The sequence below is a fragment of the Laceyella sacchari genome (assembly GCF_004343255.1).
Taxonomy (GTDB): domain Bacteria; phylum Bacillota; class Bacilli; order Thermoactinomycetales; family Thermoactinomycetaceae; genus Laceyella; species Laceyella sacchari.
In genome coordinates this window covers 132,949-150,561 of sequence record NZ_SMDD01000004.1, presented here as the reverse complement: position 1 = coordinate 150,561, position 17,613 = coordinate 132,949, and the positions used below count along the sequence as shown (strand labels likewise).

The following is a 17,613-nucleotide window of genomic DNA, read 5'->3' as shown; positions in this document are numbered from 1 at the left end:
CCCCCGCACGACTTGCATGTATTAGGCATGCCGCCAGCGTTCATCCTGAGCCAGGATCAAACTCTCCGTTAAAGGTTTCACACCAACGTGTGAAACTGAGGTTTGAGTCTATGCTCAATGAATTGACAGGTCACGTTGTCACTCTTTAGTTTTCAAGGAACACTTTGTTTCATTTTGCACCGCTCGTCCGCGGCGACAAATAAGATATTATCACAGGGATTATATCATGTCAACACTTATTATCCAAAAAAGAGCGATTCCATTCTTCCGGAACCGCCCTTACCCTGCTTACACTTCGTCCATTTCGAATCGTTGGCCATTAATCTCAAAGCTAGCCGTCACTTTTGCGTTAAGGGAATTGGACACGGAGCAATACTTCTCCACAGATAGCTTCACCGCACGACGCACTTTGTCTTCCGGCAGATCGCCCGTCAGACGATAATGCATGTGCACATGCGTAAAGCGGCGCGGATGCTCCTCTGCCCGCTCTCCATTCACTTCCATCGCGAAAGACTCCACATGTAAGCGCATTTTGCGCAAAATGTCCACAATATCAATCCCGGAACACGTTCCCACCGCGGACAGAAGCACCTCGGTCGGCCGAGGGCCTAAGTTTTCTCCGCCCACTTCTTGCGAGGCATCCAAGGAAATGACATGGCCCGAGGGTGTTTCCGTTTTAAAGTGCATGTTGCCTTGCCACTCAATTTTAATATTCATTGTCATACCTCCTTTTATTGCTTGACTGACACAATGAGGCCTGATTCAATCACAGCAGCCACCGCCAACAGCAGGGTGATAATCAAAATCAATCGGGGCAATCTGGCCCGGATACCTTTCCACTCTTGAATAGAACCTTCACGCCGATCGGGTACCAACAGCGCTAGAAAACGGCGCCAGCCCGCCATGCCCAACCGGATGCCGATCGCTGCCGCCAAAATGATAGCGGGTAATTCAAGCACGCCATGCGGTAGGACTTTCCCGACAAAGATGGCCAAGGGATGCTGCCCGCTGGACTTGGCCACCGCATCTAATACTACACCGAGAACCATCCCATTCGTCAACATGGCCATAAACGGAATGATCCCCAGCAAAAGCCCAAACACAATCATTTTTAGTGAAGCGAGCAGGTTATTAAGAAAAATGATGATGAAGGCATTGGCAAACGTAGGCTCTTTGCTGATTGATCCCATCACTTGCTCCAATTGATCTATGATCCCCATCTGCTTCATGCTCTCAAGAATGGCCTCTCCATTGGCAAACCCGGCTATGGCGCTGGTGATGAATACCACCGCCGCAATGCCGAGATACCTGCTCTCTTCCCTGATTGCCGCCAACCACATCCGCATATCTTTCACTCCTTTTGCTTTAAGACATTCAATCATAACCCTCGTCCATCGGCATAGATTGATAATAAGAGGTTGCCAGTAGGAGGGTCATAGATGAATATGTTCTTGGTTTTATCTGCAAAACGATTGAAAAGTACGTTTTTCATCATCTTAGCTTTGTTTTTCGCTATGGGCATTTTCTACGCTGAAAATAAGAATATCCAAGTGTTCTTCCCTATTGACCCTGGGCCAAGTGCCATCTACAGTGTAGAGACGAATAAAAAACAAGTGGCCCTCACATTCGACATCAGTTGGGGAGAAGAGCGCACCGGTCCGATCTTGGATGTGTTGGAGCAAAAAGGATTAAAAAAGGCAACATTCTTCCTGTCATCTCCTTGGGCTGAGAGCCATCCTGATTTGGTCAAACGCATTGTGGACATGGGTTTTGAGATAGGAAGCCACGGACATCGCCATGACAATTACAGCCAGTACAGCGAAGAACAAATTCGCACGCAAATTAGCAAAGCGGACCGAATCTTGACCGAAGTTACAGGAAAAAAGCCGAAGCTGATCCGCTATCCCAATGGCGATTTCGACAAACGGGTGTTACGCATCGCCGATCAAATGGGATATAAGTCCATCCAATGGGACACCGATTCGCTCGACTGGATGAATCCTGGAAAAGAGAAAATCATCAACCGCGTTCTCAAACGTGTCCATCCGGGTGACATCATTCTCATGCACGCCAGCGATTCTTGCCGGCAAACTCATGAAGCCCTCCCTGTCATCATCGACTCCTTGCGCAAACAAGGATATGAATTTGTCACTGTCTCCGAGCTGATCGCCGGTTCGGAAGTAAAAATGAAAGCCGTTGATTGATAAGATTTCCATCGCATGATGGCGACAAACCAGTTTCCCGCCAATCGAGGGAACTGGTTTGTCGTCTTTTGCTTATTTGGTTTGGCTGGCTTTCGCCGGCGGTTTGATCCAACGGTGCAATTGCAGGATTTGCCATGCGTTGCAAACCAGCAACACCACCACACTGTGAAAAATGATCAATAACGGGATTTCACCCGCTTTGGAATTAATCGATGGAATCGCCTCAAGAATCGTAGCCACGACCATAAAGAAAAGAGTCGGAATATAGGCCGACACATTGGTCGATTTCTCTTTCAACTTCGCTACGATCAATGCTGTCAGGAGAATGATGAATGGAATCAATAAGTGCAACCAAAAGCTCTCTCCACTGAATTTGACCGCATTCAGATATACCAGATTACCTAAAACGATCACTGTGAGAACCAACATTGTCACATCATAACCCAGTTTATTGCGAATGAGCCCCTTGGCCAAGAAATTGAAAACCAGGTATGCAAAGAACCCCAACTCAGCAACCGCCGCCAGGGTCAAACTTAACAGCAATTGCTGTGTGATGTCGCCAAACATCTTCTGCCCCACCAATATCTCCAGGACAAAAGCAAGGACCAACGCCGTCACGCTGCCAAGCGCGAGTGTGGACCAGAACCAATAAAACAGTTTTTTTAGTGTCATGGTCGTCTCTCCTGTTCCATTTCCTCTTCTCGATTGTATCAAAATCATTTTACCTGCGAAAGTGGACGCCTTTCTTTCTCTGCATAAAACCCATCCACCCATTCCATATTAAAAATAGTTCCCTTGGAAACGGAGGCAGGACACGCTTATGCAGCGCTTAAAATGGATAATCCCAATCATCGCCGGTCTTTTCCTCATTTCATGCAATAACAGCCAATCCCAACCCCAAGAGCCTGATTACCAAAAGATTAAAGAGATCACACTGGACGTATTGCACACCTCTGAAGGAAAAAAGATGCTGGAAGATGTCATGACCGATCCATCGTTCAAACAAAAAGTCACCATCGATTCCAAAGAATTGGAAACGATTTTGGCCAAGTCGTTTACAGATCAGCAGACCAAAAAAGAGTGGGAAAAAATCCTGCAAAAAGAAACAGTGGCTGCTAACCTATATAAAGCGACTGAAGAGCAACAGAAAACCATGCTTAAAACAATGATGAAAGATCCAGAGTACCAAAAGATGATGCTCGATCTCTTAAAAGACCCGCAGTTTTCCCAACACCTGATTCAGTTGCTCAAAAGCCAGCAAGCCCGCCAAGAAGTGCAAAAGCTCATGGAAGAGCTTGTATCAGTGCCAAGCATTCAAGAAAAGTTAGCCAAAAAAGTGAAAGAAGCATTGAAGCAAAAAGAGGGCGAAAAACAAGACCAAGGCGGTGGAGAAGCCAGTGGAGGAGATGGTGGCGGAGACGGTGGCGGGGAAGGCGGCGGAGGATCATAAGCAAAAGGCTACCAGGCATAAGCCCGGTAGCCTTTTTTTAGGATTGGCTTGGCACAGGCGCTTTTTCGATCACTTTGCGCGCCAATGTGGTGTAGATCTTACCGATAAAATGGTTGGCATCGTATACTGAAGGAGCAAAATTCGGATCATCCACATCCTCGTTGTCAGGGGCACCCAATGGAATCTGCGCCAGTAGGTCTATGTTCAATTCTTTGGCCAGCTTCTCTCCCCCGCCACGGCCAAATACATACTCGCGCTCTCCGTATTTGTTCTGATACCACGCCATGTTTTCCACTACCCCCAACAGCTCGTGTTTGGTGGCGTGAAGGGCCATCGCACCAGCCCGGGCGGCCACAAACGCTGCCGTTGCATGCGGAGTGGTCACCAAGATTTCTTTGCTTTGCGGTATCAATTGATGAACATCCAAGGCGACATCCCCTGTTCCAGGAGGCAAATCCAGCAACAAATAATCTAACTCTCCCCAATGGACTTCACTAAAGAAATTGCGCAACATCTTACCCAACATAGGTCCCCGCCACACGACAGGAGCATTGTCTTCCACAAAGAACCCCATCGACATCACTTTCACGCCAAACCGTTCCACAGGCAAAATGGTTTGGTCGATCACCACAGGGCGTTGTTCAATCCCCATCATGTCCGGCACACTAAAGCCATAGATGTCTGCATCGATGATTCCTACTTTCTTACCTTCCCTCGCCAAAGCGACAGCCAAATTCACTGTCACAGTCGATTTGCCGACACCGCCTTTGCCACTGGCAATGGCGATAAATTCCGTTTTTGAAGCCTTGGACAACAGGGGCGGTTCAGTGTTTGCACCCGCCGCAGAGGAACCACTGGGGCGGCGCAATGATTCTGACAGCGCTCTTCTTTCTTCATCAGTCATCGCACCAATGCGCACATCCACTTCTGTGGCTCCCAAGGCCTTCAGCGCCGTTTCGACATCCTCCTGAATCTTAAATTTAAGGGGGCACCCCTGAATGGTTAAAATTAAATCCAGTGCCACGCGCGTCCCCTTGATTTCAATATTGCGAACCATGTTCAGCTCAACCAAGCTTCTATTTATCTCCGGATCTTTTACTTCTTTTAAAGCGTCCAATACTTGTTCTCTCGTTATCATGTCACAAGACACCTCGATCGAAAGCGATTTCTTTTCCATTATAGCACATTAGCGATCGGTTATCGGAGGTGTCTCCTTGCCGGTGTAATATTGCAACAGACCCAAATAGATGGCGGCAGCCAATTTCTTTTGGTAATTCTCATCCGCGAGCAGTTTAGCCTCACCTGGATTGGTCAAAAAACCGACTTCAACCAGTGCGGTGGGGACATGTGCCTCTTTCAGGATGTAGACATCGCTTTTTTGTTTGGCCAGGCGGTTGGTATTCCCCAATTGCTTGATCAATTCCGCTTGAATCAGCGTGGCCAACCGCTTATTCTCTTCGCGAATCGGATTGTAAAAAGTTTGGGCACCTGACCACTTGGGAGATGGCATAGCATTAAGATGGATGCTCACAAGTGCATCAGCCCGCTTCTCCTTCAACAAATGAATGCGCTTTAGCAAATCCTCCACTTTACGCCGACTGAGCGACTTCGTTTCCAGTTCGGCTAAGTCTTGGTCAGCTTCGCGCGTCATCAGCACATATGCGCCCGCTTCATTCAGATAATCCCGCAAATATAAAGCAATATTTAAAGTGATATGTTTCTCTACCAATCCGTTTCCGCTGGCCCCTCCATCAACTCCCCCATGACCTGCGTCAATCATAATCACCTTGCCACTCAGGGGCATAGCCATGGTACTAACTGATCCTACCTTCATTACTGAGAACATGCCGATGGCACTGACAAGCGCCGCCGTGCAGAGCAGAATCATCCAACCTTTTTTTTGGTGGCGCATCCACCAATCCATTGCCATTTTCATGCGTCTCGCCTCACTTCACTTCACATCGCCTACTAGCTAATGTATGGGACGAGACCATTTGATATGATTATCAACGCTTATGTGCATACCCTTTCATAAACCAATTTTTAGACAGCTCGGCCAACAGCATAAACACCGATTCTGCACTCCATTCATCCAGCCACTGGAATACATGAAACTCTTTGGTCAGCTGTTCCATCAGCTGTTGGCAATGGGCTTGATGGCGCGGCGCAAACACATCCGGCGCCTCTTGAAACATTCGTGATGGCCGTCTCCATTTGGCTTCTTTCATGCCACAAACAAACGCTTCATAGGCCAGACGGTAACATAATTCGAGCAGGAGCCATTTTCTCGAGGCCGGCCAATATTTCACCATCGGTTCGATCAGATTGGCTTTCACCCACTCCATTTCGTCCCACGGAAACGCATCTAATGCATCTTGGCGCAAAGCCGCTTCTTTTTTAATCCGCAAACTATCAATATGAATGATTTCCCCCACCAAGCCAAATCGCTCCTTCTTTTGCAACCATCTCATTTATTGTTGACAAAAGAAGGACAGAAAAAACCCCTGGACAACAATCCAGGGGTTTGTGCAAGAAGCGGATGCCCGATTAGCGCTTGGAGAACTGAGGAGCGCGACGAGCAGCTTTGAGACCGTATTTTTTCCGTTCTTTCATCCGTGGGTCACGGGTCAAGAAGCCGGCTTTTTTCAAGGATGGACGAAGTTCTGGGTCCACTTTCAGAAGCGCACGCGCGATACCGTGGCGGATAGCGCCCGCTTGTCCTGTGAATCCACCACCGGATACGTTCACCAATACATCATAACGATCCGTGGTGTTGGTCAGTACTAATGGTTGACGTACGATCGCTTTTAAGGTTTCCAGACCAAAATAGTCATCAATGTTACGACCATTGATCACAACGCGGCCATCCCCAGCAACGAGGCGAACACGAGCGACCGATTCCTTACGGCGACCGGTTCCATAGAATTGAACTTGTGCCAAATCGGTTACCTCCTTTTATTAACCGCGCAGTTCCCACTCAACCGGCTGTTGAGCCTGATGAGGATGTTCGGAACCAGCGTATACTTTTAGTTTTTTGAATTGCTGACGACCCAAAGAGCCTTTTGGCAGCATGCCTTTCACTGCAAATTCGATCAGGCGCTCCGGATGTTTGGCGCGCATGTCACTGGCTACAGTGGCTTTCAGACCACCTGGATGACCAGAGTGACGATAGTAAGTTTTTTGAGCCCATTTTTTACCGGTCAATTCAACTTGATCTGCGTTAATCACGATCACAAAATCGCCAGTGTCCACATGGGGAGTAAATTCAGGTTTATGCTTTCCGCGAAGCAAGGTAGCTACTTCAGTTGCGAGGCGACCCAAGGTTTTGCCCGCAGCATCTACCACATACCATTTCCGTTCCACTTGATTTGGCTTAGCCATAAATGTGGTACGCATCGTATTCCCTCCTCTATCGCAACGGATTGACCGTTTACTTTTAACAGATTTAGAAGCATTTAGAAGCAATTTAGAAGCATTTTTTGTAGCACTGACAAGATTTGCGCCGAACAACTCCACCGGGGCATGGAGTGGAAAATACCAAGCGTAATCTTACCTTAAATGCGGGAAAATGTCAAGAAATCGCAAGGGCAAATGCCCTGTTTACATATTGTTCCATGGAGTGTAGCCCACTTCCATCAGCACGAGCCCCTCGGGCGGAAAAGTGGGGCCAGCCTTCGTGCGGTCGCGGGCGGCCAAGATCGCCGGGATTGCTTTGGGGTCGATTTGCTTTCTCCCCACTTCGACCAATGTGCCGGTCAATATCCGCACCATGTTGTACAAAAACCCGCTACCTGTCACTTCGATCGCATACCCATGTGCTTCTTCGATGACCTTACACTGATAGATCGTGCGCACCCTGTCTTCCACCTGCGTTTTAGCTGAGCACAGCGATGTGAAATCATGAGTGCCCACCAAGTAACCGGCAGCTTCCCGCATCGCCTGAAAATCAACTGCATGAGGAAGATGAGTGCGATAACGTCGAGAAAACACATCCGGTGCACGCCGTGTATCTATTTGATAGCGATACGTCTTCCAGTGGGCACTCTTGCGCGCGTGAAAGTCGGACGGAACTTCTTCGCTCGACACCGCGACAATATCCCGCGGCAACATGTTGCGCAAGATATACGCGATCTTTTCAGCAGGAATCGGACTGGATGTCACAAAGTGGCAAATCTGCCCTTGGGCATGAACACCCGCATCTGTTCTTCCCGAACCGTGAATCTCTATCTTTTCCCGCATCAAAGCGGTCAACGCGTTTTCCAGCTCCGCTTGGATCGTGCGTTGTCCCGGTTGGCGCTGAAACCCGGAAAAGTCAGTGCCGTCATAGGAAATATGCAGTTTGATCTTTTTCATCTTCTTATTTCGGCCCCCTACTTCTCCAAGTACCACAACACCAACCACAGCGTCGCCGCCGTCGGAATCAACCATAAATCCCTCCGAGCAAACGTCAACTCCCGCCAACGGGTCCGTCCTTCGCCCCCACGGTAACCACGGGCTTCCATCGCCATGGCCAAATCTTCGGCGCGCCGGAAGGACGAGATTAACAGCGGGATCAAGATGGGAATATGGTTCATGATTCGCCTGAACAATGAACCCGCCTCAAAATCAACCCCGCGCGCCATTTGCGCCTTTTTGATTTTTTCCGTTTCTCCCCATAAGGTAGGAATAAAGCGAAGCGCAATGGACATCATCATCGCCAACTCATGCACGGGAACACGCACCTTCGTCAACGGCCGCAATAGTTGTTCGATTGCATTGGTGATCTCCATCGGGGAAGTGGTACAAGTGAGCAAAGTAGCCGTGGCCATCAAAACAAACAAACGCAACGACATGAGTACCGCTTGCTCCACCCCTGCCTCATGCACCGAAAACAACGGAGTCTGAAGCAAGACTCCACCGCCTTTTGTTGTGAACAAGTGCAGTAGTGAAGTCAGGATGATCAAAAATAATACCGGCTTGACTGCCCGCAAAAAAAGCGCAAGCGGAATACGTGCCCCTTTGACAGCGAGCAGGACAAACAGGGTGAGCAACAGGTACGAAGGCCACCTCTCCGCAAATAAAACGAGGAACATGAAGGCAAACACAAATACGAGCTTGCCTCTAGGGTCCAATCGATGCAAGAACGAATCAACCGGGACATATTGCCCAATTACGACCGGTGTCACCTGTCATCCCCCCGCTTCCATCGCAACTCCAGCTCACGTTCCAACTCTTCGACGGAGAACAATGTCAGTGGAAGGGGAGGATCGAGATTGCGGTTCAATGCCATGATGAACTTGGTGATCTCTGGCACATCCAGCTTAAGCCGAGACAGTGCCTGCTCATTCCCAAACACTTCTCTCGGAGTGCCCGTAAGCGCTATTCGCCCTTCTGACAAGATCACCAGCTGTTCCGCGTATCGGGCTGCCTCTTCCATTTGATGGGTGACCAACAATACAGTTAATCCCTGTTCACGGTGCAAACGCCCCACCATGTCCATCATCTCCCGTTGACCGCGAGGATCAAGTCCAGCTGTCGGCTCATCAAGGATCAGCACCTGCGGTCGCATAGCCAGAATACCGGCAATAGCCACTCGCCGCATCTGTCCACCGCTCAGAGCCAATGGGGAACGATCTTTCAATGAAGGAGGCAACCCCACCCAACACATGGCTTCCTCCACCCTCTCGGCGACCTGTTCTTCTGTCAGTCCTTGCTGACGCGGACCAAAAGCGATGTCTTTCTCCACGGTTTCTTCAAACAATTGGTGTTCAGGATATTGAAAAGCCACCCCAACCAACCGTCTGAGTTCCGACAACTGTTTGCTCTTGGGCGTTATCACTTGGTTTCCAATCCTTAATTGCCCCGACGTCGGCTTAATCAAGCCGGCTACTGTCTGAATCAACGTTGATTTGCCCGAACCCGTCGCCCCGAGCAACGCGACAAATGAACCGCTTGCAACGCGCAAATTGATATCCGTCAACGCTTGTTTAGCAAACGGGGTTCCAGGATGGTATATGACGTTCAAGTCTTCGATAACAATCTCCATAGTTCGCTCACCAGATCCTCTTTACTGGTGATGGAAGCGCGTACCGGCCAGCCCGCTTTCACCAGGCGGTGATGCAATTCCACTTCAAGTGGAACATCCAGATCCCACTCTTTCAACTTCATCGCTTGTGGATATAGTTCAGAGACAGGAGTGTCCAACTTGATTTGTCCTTCGGCCATAACGATCAACCGCTCAGCCATGAACGCTTCTTGCGCCGAATGGGTAATGTGGATCACCGTCGTCCCCTGTTCATGGATCGACTTGATCAGTTGGCACACTTCCGATCTACCTTGCGGGTCCAGCATCGACGTTGCCTCATCAAACAGGATGATATCCGGTTGCATCGCCACCACCCCTGCAATGGCCAAACGTTGCTTCTGCCCACCTGAGAGATGGTGTGGCTCCCGCTCTTCCATCCCAGCCAGACCTACCCATTGCAACGCCTGTGCCACCCTTGCTTTCATCTCATCGCGCGGCAACCCCATATTCTCTAAACCAAAAGCGACATCATCCTGAACAGTAGGCGCGACAATTTGATTATCTGGATTTTGAAATACCATTCCAACCCGACGTCGAATTTGCCACAACTCATGTTCATTTGATGTCGCTCGTCCACAAACGTGCACATCTCCTTCAGTAGGGAGATACAGCCCAGCGATTATGCGTGCCAATGTTGATTTTCCTGAACCATTGGGGCCAATGATACTAACATACTCACCTGCCCCGACGGTGAGCTGGATATCTTTCAGTGCCCATCTTTCCTTGGATAATGCATCAGGCTGATAGTGAAACCGGAGATTGGAAACGTGCAAGATCGGTTCCATGTTAGCTCCTTAAAAGAAAAAAGGGTAAACGTCAGGACCGGCCGGATCCTGCCCTCACCCTTTCTAATTCAAACTATCAACGCATGGCTTACTTCACCAATTCGATGAAAACCATTGGTGCACCGTCACCACGGCGAGGTCCGAGCTTCAGGATGCGGGTGTAGCCGCCGTTGCGCTCTTTGTAGCGTGGTGCGATTTCGTCAAACAGCTTTTTCACTGCATCGACGTTTTTGTTATGGGTTACTTCTTCCCCATCTTTTACGGTGTTGGAGCGAGTTGTGCGAACAAACGCTGCCGCTTGGCGACGTGCGTGCAGATCTCCGCGTTTACCGAGGGTGATCATTTTCTCCACGATGGAGCGCACTTCTTTCGCTTTGGATTCGGTGGTTTCAATGCGTTCGTTGATAATCAGATCCGTTACCAAATCACGGAGCAACGCTTTACGGGCTCCTGTGTTTCTGCCGAGTTTGGAATATGCCATCTTCTTTCCCTCCCCCTACCAGTTGTTAGTCGTCTTTGCGAAGTGACAACCCGAGCTCTTGCAACTTCTCTTGAACTTCTTCCAGAGATTTGCGTCCCAAGTTGCGAACTTTCATCATATCTTCTTCTGATTTTTGCGTGAGCTCTTGAACGGTGTTGATGCCGGCACGTTTGAGACAATTGTAAGAACGCACGGAGAGGTCGAGTTCCTCGATGGTCATCTCCATGACCTTCTCTTTTTTGTCTTCTTCTTTTTCTACCATGATTTCAGCATCTTTTGCCTGTTCAGTCAGACCCACGAATAACATCAAGTGCTCATTTAAGATCTTAGCGCCAAGGCTCACCGCTTCATCCGGTTTCAAGCTGCCGTTCGCCCAGACTTCCAAGATCAATTTATCGTAGTTGGTAACTTGTCCAACACGCGTATTGGTCACTTGATAGTTAACCCGTTCAATCGGCGTGTAGATCGAGTCGACCGGAATCACACCGATTGGCAGATCTTCACGTTTATTCTTATCAGCGGATACATATCCGCGGCCACGATTCGCGGTCATCCGAATGCGCAGGTGGGCGTCTTCAGCCAATGTAGCGATGTGCAGATCAGGATTCAACACCTCTACATCACTATCCGCGCGAATATCCCCCGCTTTGACTTCTCCCGGGCCTTCGAGATCGATCTCCAGGATTTTCTCTTCATCCGAATGAATTTTGAGAGCAAGTTGTTTAATGTTGAGAATGATCTCCGTGGTATCTTCTACAACTCCAGGAATCGTGGAGAACTCATGCAATACCCCATCAATCTGGATGGTTGTAACGGCCGCTCCTGGCAAAGAGGAGAGCAGGACACGGCGCAGAGAATTGCCCAGGGTAGTGCCGTATCCGCGTTCCAAGGGTTCTACCACAAATTTTCCGTAACGATGATCATCACTGATTTCAACAGCTTCGATCTTCGGCTTTTCAATTTCAATCATACGGCTCACAAACCCTCCTTCAGAACGTCGCGTTCTGGGCGTTATCTCCCTAGCAGCTGAAATGTGTGGTGTATATAGGAAAGACAAGGAAATCCAGTCCTAACCAGTATACACGATAATTTACAAAAATAAACCACGGATCAGCTTAAAGAAGTAAGATTAAACACGACGACGTTTTGGCGGACGGCAACCGTTGTGAGGGATCGGTGTTACGTCTTTGATCAAGCTGACTTCAAGGCCTGCTGCTTGCAGAGAGCGGATCGCCGCTTCACGACCGGAGCCGGGGCCTTTAACCAGTACATCAACAGACTTCATCCCGTTTTCCATTGCGACTTTGGCTGCTGCTTCTGCTGCCATTTGTGCCGCAAACGGAGTGCTCTTGCGGGAACCTTTGAATCCCATGGTACCGGAGCTTGCCCAAGCAACGGTGTTACCGCGTGGGTCTGTGATGGTGATGATCGTATTGTTGAAAGTAGAGCGGATATGAGCTACGCCCGTCTCAATGTTCTTTCTCACACGACGTTTTACGCGCTGAGTAGTCGTTTTACGTTTAGCCACTGTTTTCCCTCCTTACTGCAATTATTTTTTCTTGTTCGCAACCGTACGGCGTGGACCTTTACGGGTACGAGCATTGGTTTTGGTACGTTGACCACGAACCGGCAAACCACGACGATGACGGATGCCGCGATATGCACCGATCTCGATCAGACGCTTGATGTTCAGTGCCACTTCACGACGAAGGTCACCTTCTACCACCAAGTTTTTATCAATAAAGCTGCGCAGCTTGGTCACTTCTTCTTCCGTCAAATCGCGAACACGAGTATCTGCGCTGATCCCAGTTGCTTCCAAGATTTTTTGTGCTTGAGAACGACCAATACCGTAAATGTAAGTCAGGGCGATCTCTACACGTTTCTCACGTGGCAAGTCAATACCTGCGATACGTGCCATACGCTACACCTCCCGTCTATTATCCTTGTTTTTGCTTGTGTTTTGGATTTTCACAGATTACCATTACAGCCCCTTTGCGACGAATCACTTTGCACTTTTCGCAAATGGGCTTCACAGATGGTCTTACTTTCATCTTGTTAACCTCCTGTCTGTGTCCCACTTTAGGTTCGGCACCCCAAGGTTATCGAGTCACTACGCGAAATTACTTATAGCGGTAAGTGATCCGCCCACGGGTTAAGTCATAAGGGGAAAGTTGCACGGTCACTTTGTCTCCTGGCAAAATGCGAATAAAGTGCATGCGGATTTTGCCAGAAACATGCGCCAACACTTCATGACCATTCTCCAACTTCACACGGAACATTGCGTTTGGCAGGGGCTCTTGGACGATCCCTTCAACCTCGATCACATCTTCCTTGGCCATCGATTCACTCTCCTTTTTGCTCACTCAGGAGCAGGTATTGGTTCAGGGCGTATCGCAACTTTGCATTGGTTACACGACCATGTTGTCTCAATGCTTCAGCCACATCCTCGCTTACATAGTTGATAAGCTGGATGTGTTTTACGTTTTTCTTTTTGGGATGGTCAAATTTACGCTGATCCCCATCAGCCAGAAAAACGAAATGTGGTTCCTCAAAACTGATTACTACAGCGAATTGACCTGCATCTCTCCCGCGCAACACACGCACGATCTGTCCTTGGCGGGGTCTGCAGTCAACAGCAGCCACATTCATCACCCTTCACCTGTTACGCTTTCGTCAAAATCTCATGGCCTTCATCCGTGATCGCAATCGTGTGCTCAAAATGGGCGCAGATTGAACCGTCAGTCGTCACAACCGTCCAATTGTCCGCAAGTGTCCGCACAAAGCGTTTGCCGAAGTTAACCATCGGCTCCACTGCCAAGGTCATCCCCGGCTTCAACCGAGGCCCTTTCCCAGCTAATCCATAATTAGGAACGCTCGGCGCCTCATGCAGGTTTTGGCCAATGCCATGACCCACATACTCACGCACAATCGAAAAGCCCGCTTCTTCAGCGACTCGTTGTACGGCATGAGAGATATCACCGATGCGTGCACCAGGCTTTGCCTGTTCCAAGCCTTTGTAAAGACTCGCTTCGGTAACTGAAAGCAATTTTTCCGCATCTGGAGAAATTTTCCCTACGGCGTAAGTCCAAGCCGAGTCCCCATGGTACCCCTCATAACACGCGCCGATGTCGATGGAGATAATATCCCCCTCTTTCAACGTGCGGTTACCTGGAATCCCGTGAACCAGCTCTTCATTAACCGAAGTGCAAATACTTCCGGGAAACCCATTATACCCTTTAAAAGAAGGAGTGGCACCATAACGGGTAATCACTTTCTCCGCGATCCGGTCCAACTCTTTCGTTGTCACTCCCGGTTGGATCGCCTTCTTCAACTCCTGATGAGTCAAATATACGATCTTGCCCGCTTCTCTCATGCAGTCTAACTCTTTTGCCGATTTTAAAATAATCATTTCACGGAACCTCGAATCAGTGACAAGATTTGTTCGGTCACGTTTTCGATCGGCTGCTCCCCATTCACGCGATGAAGTTTGCCAGTCGATTCGTAGTAATGAAGTAAGTGACGTGTTTGCTCAAGATTTACCTTAAGCCGTTCTTGAACGGTCTCAGCACTGTCGTCAGCGCGCTGATACAACTCGCCGCCACAGCGGTCGCAGACGCCTTCTGCTTTTGGTGGTGCGAACACCACATGGTACGAAGCACCACAATCGCGACAGATGCGTCTTCCTGTGAGCCGTTTCAGCAGTTCTTCTTCGCTTACTTCAATATATAATACGAAATCGATAGCGCGATGAAGCTCTTTTGTCAATTCATCAAGTGCTTCAGCCTGTGGAACCGTTCTGGGAAAACCATCCAACAAAAAACCGTTCGCACAATCATCTTTGCCCAACCGCTCACGAACGATACCAATCGTCACACGGTCGGGAACCAGTTGACCTTGCTCCATATAGGACTTTGCTTCCAAGCCCAATGGCGTTTCTTCTTTTACGGCTGCCCGAAACATATCTCCCGTGGAGATGTGAGGAATATCCAACACCTCAAGTATTCGGCTCGCTTGCGTGCCTTTTCCTGCTCCGGGCAAACCCATCAGTACGATATTCAAGCCTCATCCCTCCGGTTGGGTTGCCTACGGGCGGTCCGCATGTGCAGATGATGCCAACAATGGCCTGCTCATGCATAGTCCCCGGAAGAAGGCTCCGGGGGTGTTCGATCATCTTATTTATGCATAAAGCCTTTATAATGGCGTTTGATCAATTGGCTTTCAATTGTTTTCAACGTCTCAAGAGCGACGCCGACAACGATCAGAAGGGATGTTCCACCTATCTGAACCTGCTGCGGCAAGCCCGCCAAGATGATCAGGATGATCGGCAAAATGGACACGGCCGCCAAGAACAGGGCACCCGTCAAGGTCAAGCGGTTCATCACCTTGGTCAGGTAGGCGGTTGTGGCTTTGCCAGGGCGGACACCTGGAATAAATCCACCATTTTTCTTCATCTGATCAGACAATTGAATTGGGTTGAGCTGCACAAACGTATAGAAGTAAGTAAATCCGATGATCAGGATCACGTACAGTGCCATCCCGAGGCTAAACTTGGTGTAGTCAAAGTTGACAATAATCCAATCAGCAACAGGATTGCCTTGCCAGAACTGTGCGATCGTCTGCGGAAACATCAAGAGCGAAAGGGCGAAGATCACAGGAATTACACCAGCAGCATTGGTTTTCATCGGAATGTGGGTCGATTGACCACCATACATTTTACGTCCAACCACACGCTTAGTGTATTGTACCGGGATCTTTCTTACGCCTTGGTGAATGTAGATAACCGCCACAATCAGGATGATTGCAACAAGCAAAACGCCAACCATCTTCAGAATGCCCAGGAACAATTGGTCTTTGTCCTTAAAGAAATCTTCGGCCAAATAGCCCACTTGACCCGGCAGACCAGCGACGATCCCCGCAAAGATCAAAATGGAAATACCATTTCCAATCCCTTTGTCGGTGATTTGCTCACCCATCCACATCAAGAAACAGGTACCCGCTGTCAAGGACAAGGCAATTAAGGAATACGACCACACGCTTTCATCCACAATGAACCCGGCAGCGGCTCTGTTAAACCCGATTGATACCCCGATCGACTGGATAAGGGCCAGCACCACCGTAAAATAACGGGTAAACTGGGCAAGCTTGCGGCGCCCCACTTCCCCTTCTTTCGCCCAGCGCGAAAACGCCGGAATCACATCCATCGAGAGCAATTGGACAACGATCGATGCGGTAATGTAAGGCATAATGCCCATCGCAAAGATGGAGAAGTTTTGTAAGGCATTCCCCGAAAAAGCATTGATGAGATTGAAGACCCCTTGGGTCTCATTCATCATTTGCTGAAGGATATTGGCGTTAGTGTTCGGAACCGGAATGAAGCTTCCGATCCGAAAAACCACTAACATCATCAGGGTAAAAAAGATGCGACGACGAAGATCTTCCACCTTAAAGATGTTTCCCAGGTTCCGAATCATTAGATTACCTCCGTCGCTCCACCAACGGCGTTGATTTTTTCAATCGCAGAGGCAGAGAATTTATGAGCTTTCACGGTAAGTTTCTTGCTCAATTCGCCATTGCCCAGGATTTTTAAACCATCTTTCAAGTTTTTCACAACGCCTTCTTGAACCAAGAGTTCCGGAGTAACAACAGTTCCCTCTTCAAACCGGTTCAAGGTGTCAAGGTTGACAATCGCATACTCCACACGATTTGGGTTGGTAAAGCCGCGTTTCGGCAAACGGCGGTAAATCGGGTTTTGACCACCTTCAAAGCCAGGACGCACACCACCACCGGAGCGGGCATTTTGACCTTTATGACCTTTACCAGCCGTCTTACCTTGGCCTGCAGAAATACCGCGACCAAGACGTTTTTTCTTGTGACGAGATCCTTGGGCAGGTTTCAGCTCGTGCAGTTTCATCCTTCGCACCTCCTCTTCAACAGATCATATCGCTTATTCAGCGATTTCTTTCACTTCCACCAGATGGTTCACTTTTTTAATCATGCCACGAATCGCCGGATTGTCAGCATGGACAACGGTTTGCTCACGTTTCGTCAGACCGAGTGTGCGCAGGGTGACGCGTTGCACTTCCGGACGGCCAATCATACTACGCTTCAGCGTAACTGCCAGCTTCTTAGCCACGGTCATCCCTCCTTAACCCAACAATTCCTCTACGCTTTTGCCGCGCAGTTTTGCTACGTCCTCAGGACGCTTCAAGCTTTCCAATCCCGCCAAAGTTGCGCGAACCATGTTGATCGGGTTGTTGGAACCGGTCGATTTGGTGAGGATGTCGCCCACACCTGCCGCGTTCAACACGTCACGAACAGGTCCGCCCGCAATAACCCCGGTACCTTTGGAAGCCGGTTTCATGATAACTTGGCCAGCGCCGAAACGACCAACCACATCATGCGGGATAGTGTTGCCTTTCAAAGGAACAGTAATCATGTTCTTTTTGGCATCTTCGATACCTTTGCGAATCGCTTCTGGTACCTCAGCCGCTTTGCCGATGCCCGCACCGACTTTGCCTTTGCCGTCGCCAACAACAACCAGCGCGCTGAAGCTGAAACGACGACCACCTTTAACAACCTTCGCTACGCGGTTAATGTTAACCAGCTTTTCGATATACTCGGATTGCGCA

Annotated in this window: 27 protein-coding genes and 1 rRNA gene; 2 read left to right on the top strand and 26 right to left on the bottom strand. The window is 49.2% G+C overall.

Translation table 11 applies throughout. The features are described from left to right. From EDC32_RS14495 to EDC32_RS14485, 3 genes are all read right to left on the bottom strand, one after another. Positions 1–72: ribosomal RNA gene (locus EDC32_RS14495) — 16S ribosomal RNA — on the bottom strand; the annotation flags it as partial. A gap of 216 nt (positions 73–288) precedes the next feature. Next, a complete protein-coding gene (locus EDC32_RS14490; RefSeq protein WP_211341939.1) occupies positions 289–717 on the bottom strand; it encodes an OsmC family protein in 429 nt (142 codons plus the stop codon). Positions 718–731: 14 nt separating this feature from the next. Beyond that, on the bottom strand, positions 732–1,346 hold the full coding sequence (locus EDC32_RS14485; protein ID WP_158283398.1) for a stage II sporulation protein M: 615 nt from the start codon (positions 1,344–1,346) through the stop codon (positions 732–734). A gap of 93 nt (positions 1,347–1,439) precedes the next feature. Here EDC32_RS14485 and pdaB point away from each other — a divergent pair, with 93 nt between their 5' ends. Beyond that, on the top strand, positions 1,440–2,204 hold the full coding sequence (gene pdaB, locus EDC32_RS14480) for a polysaccharide deacetylase family sporulation protein PdaB (protein WP_132223268.1): 765 nt from the start codon (positions 1,440–1,442) through the stop codon (positions 2,202–2,204). Between the two features lie 72 nt (positions 2,205–2,276). On the opposite strand, the gene EDC32_RS14475 is transcribed toward pdaB, so the two are convergent. Then, on the bottom strand, positions 2,277–2,876 hold the full coding sequence (locus EDC32_RS14475; protein WP_022738912.1) for a KinB-signaling pathway activation protein: 600 nt from the start codon (positions 2,874–2,876) through the stop codon (positions 2,277–2,279). Between the two features lie 148 nt (positions 2,877–3,024). Here EDC32_RS14475 and gerD point away from each other — a divergent pair, with 148 nt between their 5' ends. Further along, positions 3,025–3,654, top strand: coding sequence for a spore germination lipoprotein GerD (gene gerD, locus EDC32_RS14470; protein WP_132223262.1), 630 nt, complete (start codon positions 3,025–3,027; stop codon positions 3,652–3,654). A gap of 37 nt (positions 3,655–3,691) precedes the next feature. On the opposite strand, the gene EDC32_RS14465 is transcribed toward gerD, so the two are convergent. The 22 genes from EDC32_RS14465 to rpsE form a co-directional block, all read right to left on the bottom strand. Further along, the gene (locus tag EDC32_RS14465) at positions 3,692–4,792 is read right to left on the bottom strand and encodes a P-loop NTPase (protein ID WP_132223259.1); all 1,101 of its coding nucleotides are present in this window, start codon (positions 4,790–4,792) and stop codon (positions 3,692–3,694) included. A gap of 48 nt (positions 4,793–4,840) precedes the next feature. Next, the gene (gene cwlD / locus EDC32_RS14460) at positions 4,841–5,590 is read right to left on the bottom strand and encodes an N-acetylmuramoyl-L-alanine amidase CwlD (RefSeq protein ID WP_132223256.1); all 750 of its coding nucleotides are present in this window, start codon (positions 5,588–5,590) and stop codon (positions 4,841–4,843) included. A gap of 70 nt (positions 5,591–5,660) precedes the next feature. Then, complete coding sequence (locus EDC32_RS14455; RefSeq protein ID WP_132223253.1) at positions 5,661–6,092, bottom strand: hypothetical protein; 432 nt, start codon at positions 6,090–6,092, stop codon at positions 5,661–5,663. Between the two features lie 109 nt (positions 6,093–6,201). Continuing rightward, on the bottom strand, positions 6,202–6,594 hold the full coding sequence (gene rpsI, locus EDC32_RS14450) for a 30S ribosomal protein S9 (protein WP_022738906.1): 393 nt from the start codon (positions 6,592–6,594) through the stop codon (positions 6,202–6,204). Between the two features lie 18 nt (positions 6,595–6,612). Then, positions 6,613–7,050 carry a 50S ribosomal protein L13 gene (gene rplM / locus EDC32_RS14445; RefSeq protein ID WP_022738904.1) on the bottom strand — a complete coding sequence of 146 codons (438 nt, stop codon included), beginning with the start codon at positions 7,048–7,050 and terminating at the stop codon, positions 6,613–6,615. Positions 7,051–7,254: 204 nt separating this feature from the next. Beyond that, the gene (gene truA / locus EDC32_RS14440) at positions 7,255–8,007 is read right to left on the bottom strand and encodes a tRNA pseudouridine(38-40) synthase TruA (protein ID WP_132223289.1); all 753 of its coding nucleotides are present in this window, start codon (positions 8,005–8,007) and stop codon (positions 7,255–7,257) included. A gap of 17 nt (positions 8,008–8,024) precedes the next feature. Further along, positions 8,025–8,819 carry an energy-coupling factor transporter transmembrane component T family protein gene (locus EDC32_RS14435; RefSeq protein WP_132223250.1) on the bottom strand — a complete coding sequence of 265 codons (795 nt, stop codon included), beginning with the start codon at positions 8,817–8,819 and terminating at the stop codon, positions 8,025–8,027. Next, positions 8,816–9,679, bottom strand: a complete 864-nt coding sequence (locus tag EDC32_RS14430) for an energy-coupling factor transporter ATPase (protein WP_132223247.1) — start codon at positions 9,677–9,679, stop codon at positions 8,816–8,818. Before EDC32_RS14430 ends, EDC32_RS14435 begins: the two co-directional genes overlap by 4 nt. Further along, entirely contained in the window at positions 9,655–10,503 is an 849-nt protein-coding gene (locus EDC32_RS14425; RefSeq protein ID WP_132223244.1) for an energy-coupling factor transporter ATPase, read from the bottom strand. Before EDC32_RS14425 ends, EDC32_RS14430 begins: the two co-directional genes overlap by 25 nt. 88 nt (positions 10,504–10,591) lie before the next feature. Continuing rightward, positions 10,592–10,984, bottom strand: coding sequence for a 50S ribosomal protein L17 (gene rplQ, locus EDC32_RS14420; protein ID WP_022738898.1), 393 nt, complete (start codon positions 10,982–10,984; stop codon positions 10,592–10,594). Positions 10,985–11,009: 25 nt separating this feature from the next. Next, positions 11,010–11,954 (bottom strand): DNA-directed RNA polymerase subunit alpha, encoded by a 945-nt coding sequence (locus EDC32_RS14415; RefSeq protein WP_022738897.1) that lies wholly within the window; start codon positions 11,952–11,954, stop codon positions 11,010–11,012. A 159-nt stretch (positions 11,955–12,113) separates the two neighbouring features. Beyond that, positions 12,114–12,512: a 30S ribosomal protein S11 gene (rpsK, locus tag EDC32_RS14410; protein ID WP_029072151.1), complete on the bottom strand. Its 399-nt coding sequence runs from the start codon at positions 12,510–12,512 to the stop codon at positions 12,114–12,116. Positions 12,513–12,533: 21 nt separating this feature from the next. Continuing rightward, positions 12,534–12,902 carry a 30S ribosomal protein S13 gene (rpsM, locus tag EDC32_RS14405; protein WP_022738895.1) on the bottom strand — a complete coding sequence of 123 codons (369 nt, stop codon included), beginning with the start codon at positions 12,900–12,902 and terminating at the stop codon, positions 12,534–12,536. A gap of 19 nt (positions 12,903–12,921) precedes the next feature. Further along, positions 12,922–13,035, bottom strand: coding sequence for a 50S ribosomal protein L36 (gene rpmJ, locus EDC32_RS14400; protein WP_022738894.1), 114 nt, complete (start codon positions 13,033–13,035; stop codon positions 12,922–12,924). Positions 13,036–13,104: 69 nt separating this feature from the next. After that, positions 13,105–13,323 (bottom strand): translation initiation factor IF-1, encoded by a 219-nt coding sequence (gene infA / locus EDC32_RS14395; protein ID WP_022738893.1) that lies wholly within the window; start codon positions 13,321–13,323, stop codon positions 13,105–13,107. A gap of 4 nt (positions 13,324–13,327) precedes the next feature. After that, entirely contained in the window at positions 13,328–13,633 is a 306-nt protein-coding gene (locus EDC32_RS14390; protein ID WP_054095567.1) for a KOW domain-containing RNA-binding protein, read from the bottom strand. Positions 13,634–13,646: 13 nt separating this feature from the next. Beyond that, on the bottom strand, positions 13,647–14,393 hold the full coding sequence (gene map, locus EDC32_RS14385) for a type I methionyl aminopeptidase (RefSeq protein ID WP_132223241.1): 747 nt from the start codon (positions 14,391–14,393) through the stop codon (positions 13,647–13,649). Next, positions 14,390–15,043 carry an adenylate kinase gene (locus EDC32_RS14380; RefSeq protein ID WP_132223238.1) on the bottom strand — a complete coding sequence of 218 codons (654 nt, stop codon included), beginning with the start codon at positions 15,041–15,043 and terminating at the stop codon, positions 14,390–14,392. Before EDC32_RS14380 ends, map begins: the two co-directional genes overlap by 4 nt. A 113-nt stretch (positions 15,044–15,156) precedes the next feature. After that, on the bottom strand, positions 15,157–16,455 hold the full coding sequence (gene secY, locus EDC32_RS14375; protein WP_022738888.1) for a preprotein translocase subunit SecY: 1,299 nt from the start codon (positions 16,453–16,455) through the stop codon (positions 15,157–15,159). Further along, complete coding sequence (rplO, locus tag EDC32_RS14370; protein WP_054095565.1) at positions 16,455–16,895, bottom strand: 50S ribosomal protein L15; 441 nt, start codon at positions 16,893–16,895, stop codon at positions 16,455–16,457. The genes secY and rplO overlap by 1 nt, the downstream gene beginning before the upstream one ends. Before the next feature lie 33 nt (positions 16,896–16,928). Continuing rightward, positions 16,929–17,123, bottom strand: coding sequence for a 50S ribosomal protein L30 (gene rpmD, locus EDC32_RS14365; protein WP_102991335.1), 195 nt, complete (start codon positions 17,121–17,123; stop codon positions 16,929–16,931). A 6-nt stretch (positions 17,124–17,129) separates the two neighbouring features. Continuing rightward, positions 17,130–17,597 carry a 30S ribosomal protein S5 gene (gene rpsE, locus EDC32_RS14360; protein ID WP_029072149.1) on the bottom strand — a complete coding sequence of 156 codons (468 nt, stop codon included), beginning with the start codon at positions 17,595–17,597 and terminating at the stop codon, positions 17,130–17,132. Positions 17,598–17,613: the final 16 nt, after the last annotated feature.

Excerpts from the sequence above, each read along its gene's own strand:
- EDC32_RS14490 (WP_211341939.1), bottom strand. The coding sequence starts at position 717 with ATGAATATTAAAATTGAGTGGCAAGGCAACATGCACTTTAAAACGGAA.
- EDC32_RS14485 (WP_158283398.1), bottom strand. The coding sequence starts at position 1,346 with ATGCGGATGTGGTTGGCGGCAATCAGGGAAGAGAGCAGGTATCTCGGC.
- pdaB (WP_132223268.1), top strand. The coding sequence starts at position 1,440 with ATGAATATGTTCTTGGTTTTATCTGCAAAACGATTGAAAAGTACGTTT.
- EDC32_RS14475 (WP_022738912.1), bottom strand. The coding sequence starts at position 2,876 with ATGACACTAAAAAAACTGTTTTATTGGTTCTGGTCCACACTCGCGCTT.
- gerD (WP_132223262.1), top strand. The coding sequence starts at position 3,025 with ATGCAGCGCTTAAAATGGATAATCCCAATCATCGCCGGTCTTTTCCTC.
- EDC32_RS14465 (WP_132223259.1), bottom strand. The coding sequence starts at position 4,792 with ATGATAACGAGAGAACAAGTATTGGACGCTTTAAAAGAAGTAAAAGAT.
- cwlD (WP_132223256.1), bottom strand. The coding sequence starts at position 5,590 with ATGAAAATGGCAATGGATTGGTGGATGCGCCACCAAAAAAAAGGTTGG.
- rplM (WP_022738904.1), bottom strand. The coding sequence starts at position 7,050 with ATGCGTACCACATTTATGGCTAAGCCAAATCAAGTGGAACGGAAATGG.
- truA (WP_132223289.1), bottom strand. The coding sequence starts at position 8,007 with ATGAAAAAGATCAAACTGCATATTTCCTATGACGGCACTGACTTTTCC.
- EDC32_RS14430 (WP_132223247.1), bottom strand. The coding sequence starts at position 9,679 with ATGGAGATTGTTATCGAAGACTTGAACGTCATATACCATCCTGGAACC.
- EDC32_RS14425 (WP_132223244.1), bottom strand. The coding sequence starts at position 10,503 with ATGGAACCGATCTTGCACGTTTCCAATCTCCGGTTTCACTATCAGCCT.
- rplQ (WP_022738898.1), bottom strand. The coding sequence starts at position 10,984 with ATGGCATATTCCAAACTCGGCAGAAACACAGGAGCCCGTAAAGCGTTG.
- EDC32_RS14415 (WP_022738897.1), bottom strand. The coding sequence starts at position 11,954 with ATGATTGAAATTGAAAAGCCGAAGATCGAAGCTGTTGAAATCAGTGAT.
- rpsM (WP_022738895.1), bottom strand. The coding sequence starts at position 12,902 with ATGGCACGTATCGCAGGTATTGACTTGCCACGTGAGAAACGTGTAGAG.
- rpmJ (WP_022738894.1), bottom strand. The coding sequence starts at position 13,035 with ATGAAAGTAAGACCATCTGTGAAGCCCATTTGCGAAAAGTGCAAAGTG.
- infA (WP_022738893.1), bottom strand. The coding sequence starts at position 13,323 with ATGGCCAAGGAAGATGTGATCGAGGTTGAAGGGATCGTCCAAGAGCCC.
- EDC32_RS14390 (WP_054095567.1), bottom strand. The coding sequence starts at position 13,633 with ATGAATGTGGCTGCTGTTGACTGCAGACCCCGCCAAGGACAGATCGTG.
- map (WP_132223241.1), bottom strand. The coding sequence starts at position 14,393 with ATGATTATTTTAAAATCGGCAAAAGAGTTAGACTGCATGAGAGAAGCG.
- secY (WP_022738888.1), bottom strand. The coding sequence starts at position 16,455 with ATGATTCGGAACCTGGGAAACATCTTTAAGGTGGAAGATCTTCGTCGT.
- rplO (WP_054095565.1), bottom strand. The coding sequence starts at position 16,895 with ATGAAACTGCACGAGCTGAAACCTGCCCAAGGATCTCGTCACAAGAAA.
- rpmD (WP_102991335.1), bottom strand. The coding sequence starts at position 17,123 with ATGACCGTGGCTAAGAAGCTGGCAGTTACGCTGAAGCGTAGTATGATT.